Annotated in this window: 3 protein-coding genes; 2 read left to right on the forward strand and 1 reads right to left on the reverse strand. The window is 56.9% G+C overall.

Features of this window, described 5'->3' with window-relative positions; translation table 11 throughout:
• Positions 1–351 (forward strand): L,D-transpeptidase (locus ACXJ5O_RS23720; protein WP_457302046.1); only part of this gene is annotated, 351 nt, incomplete at its 5' end.
• A 3-nt stretch (positions 352–354) separates the two neighbouring features.
• On the opposite strand, the gene ACXJ5O_RS23725 is transcribed toward ACXJ5O_RS23720, so the two are convergent.
• The gene (locus tag ACXJ5O_RS23725; protein WP_457302047.1) at positions 355–2307 is read right to left on the reverse strand and encodes a M23 family metallopeptidase; all 1953 of its coding nucleotides are present in this window, start codon (positions 2305–2307) and stop codon (positions 355–357) included.
• A gap of 231 nt (positions 2308–2538) precedes the next feature.
• Here ACXJ5O_RS23725 and ACXJ5O_RS23730 point away from each other — a divergent pair.
• A partial coding sequence (locus ACXJ5O_RS23730; RefSeq protein WP_457302048.1) for a hypothetical protein occupies positions 2539–2745 on the forward strand: 207 nt, incomplete at its 3' end.

Raw genomic sequence — 2745 nt, forward strand, 5'->3', positions numbered from 1 at the left:
CGGCTGGTCGTTGCCTATCCGGCGACGATCGGGTCGACCGATACGCCATCGCCTTCGGGTACTGTGCAGGTCGAGCGCGTCGCTCTCAATCCGAATTATACCTACAACCCGAAAATCAACTTCAAGCAGGGTGAGAACAATTCAGTTCTGACAATACCGCCGGGACCGAACGGCCCTGTCGGGACGGTGTGGATCGCCTTGTCGAAGCCGACCTACGGGATTCACGGCACACCTGAACCGTCAAAGATCGGCAAGACGAACAGCCACGGTTGTGTGCGCCTGACCAATTGGGATGCGACGGAACTGTCAAAGCTCGTGCAGAAGGGCGTGACAGTCGAATTCCAGGAATAGGCGTCAGCCGCTGGCAGCGACCTTGGTGCCCTTTGCTTCGTCGTCCTTGAGAAGCTGATCGATACGCTCACGTTCGCGCTTGAACGCGACCAGATCATCGCCGCCAAGTTCACCGCCGCTTGGAAGGCGGATGCGCATCGGATCGACCTTGGAGCCGTTGACGATCACCTCGTAATGCAAATGAGGGCCAGTCGAAAGCCCGGTCGATCCGAGGTAACCAATAACCTGGCCCTGCCGCACCTTCGCACCCGGGGCCACACCGCTGGCGATAGCGTTCTGATGCGAATAGCTGCTTTCATAGCCGTTGGAATGGCGAATAAGCGTCTGGTTGCCATAGCCGTTGGTCCACCCCGCACGTTCAACGACACCATTGCCTGCAGCGATGATTGGTGTTCCACGCGGAGCTGACCAGTCCACACCCGTATGCATGCGGGAATAACCAAGGATGGGATGACGCCGCATGCCGAAGGGTGAACGGAAGATGCCGTTCGGTACCGGTTTACGCAGCAGGAACTGCTTGGAGCTCTTGCCGTCTTCGTCGTAATAGTCGGTGTTGCCGTCCTTGCTGTGGAACCGGTAGAACTTTTTCAGGTCGCCGCCAAAATTGGCCGCGACATAGAGAATTTCCGAATCGTCGCCAGCCTTCTCCGAATCTGCCGGGAGCGAGAACAAGGCTTCCAACTCATCGGTGGGTGAAAGCTGCGACTGGAAATCGACATCCGAAGCAAGCATCCTGATGAGCTGTTTGATCATCGAATCCGTCATGCCATAGGCGACACCGGCGCGGTAGATGCCGTCATAGATCGTGGGCAAATCTTCAGTCCGGCGCGAGACGGGGGGATTGTCGTCGAATGCAACCTGCAGGCCCGGCGTCATCTCCGGTTCGTCCGCCGGGACATATTGGTCGCGGTCATTGAGGGCGATCGTCAAGACATGCGTGCTTCCATTATAGACGCTGGCCCGCATGATCCTGTCGGTATTGTTCTGGGATTCGATCCCAAGCCGCAATACGCTGCCGCTTTTCAAACGCGGCGAGTTCAGCAGCTTGGCGATGGCCTCCGACATGCCCGTAGCGTCGCCATTCTCGTAGCCCGCATCATTGAGTGCAGCCAGAATATCCTTGTCACTGCGGAACGGAATGAGTTCTTCCGAATAACCGGCGCTCTCTGCGTCCTCGGACAACCGGGGAGAGACGCTGACATTTTCCTGAATGATTTTGACGGCAAGGGGACTGCGAAGATTATAGGGATCCTCGTCTGTACCAAACCGCAGCGGGTCCACGTAATGGAGAGAAGCGACCTGGATCGCTCCATCGGTCAGAAGCGAGCCGGTGTTGCGGACAACCTCTTCCACGTCATCTACACTCAGATCATCGGCGGGATCGTATTGCGCCGTGGCCAAGGGGAAATCCACGGTACGGAGGCTGACTTCGCTTTCGACCTTGGCACCGTAGATCAAGCCTGTTTTCGGTGTCGGATCAGTGCTCTCATTGGCTTCCGCGAAGACATCGAGGGGATTGAAGGCAGGATATCGGCGATTCGTGTTATGGACATCGGCGAGCGCGATGTGGACGAATTCGAACGGCATTGAGCGAATAACGTCACGCTCGCCATCCTTGAACATGGTTGAAACATCGAGCCGCCTGCGGTCGCGATTTTTCTGTATGGGTGTCGTTGCGGCAACGCGGGCGCCTTTGGTGACATCGGAATTGCCGCCCGGCGCAGGCATTGCATTGCGGGCCATCAATTCCGGCGGAGTTGCCAGCTGCTCGCGGCCGTCAAGCGCTGCAAACAGGGCCACACCCATCAATATGCTCGAAGTAATGCCAGTAAGAAAGGTGCCGGCAAGCCATCGCGCCGAGATCTCACGCCGATCCGGCGGGCCACGACGGCCGTCCGTAATCAACGGCGGCTCGTTGCCCGGATCGATTGATGAGTGCCCCTCGTACTCGTTCATACTGTTAAGTGTTGATCCTGTCGCCGTTATAGACTGCGGGCTTATGAGATTTTTCGGCGCTTGCCGACCAGCCTTGTACTGGCATGAAATCGATTGGGACGCAGTTTTGCCCTCCCAGCTTGCCTATGTCAACGCGCGGTCCCGCAAGCCTGTGCAAATGCTGCGTGGCGCAGAATGATAGATGGGACTGATCATGTGGCATTGGAGCGAGCGCTATGCAGGGATTTGGGCATGTTTGTGGCCGATCCATTCACATTTCAATTCGCTGGCTATATCCACGAGCACCGACTTTGCATGTTAAAACCGCGTCCCAAAAGACTCTGTCATATTTTTCACAATTTCTTCAAAATCGATGTTGACAGGTTTGTTGGGTGGGGTCTATATACCGGCACAACGAGGGCGGGGCGCCGCTGGCGGTTGCCGAATGCGCGCTATAGT

This window comes from Phyllobacterium sp. P5_D12, assembly GCF_054049495.1.

What these genes read in the sequence shown, in the direction of transcription:
- ACXJ5O_RS23725 (WP_457302047.1), bottom strand. Translation starts at nt 2,307, where the DNA reads ATGAACGAGTACGAGGGGCACTCATCAATCGATCCGGGCAACGAGCCG.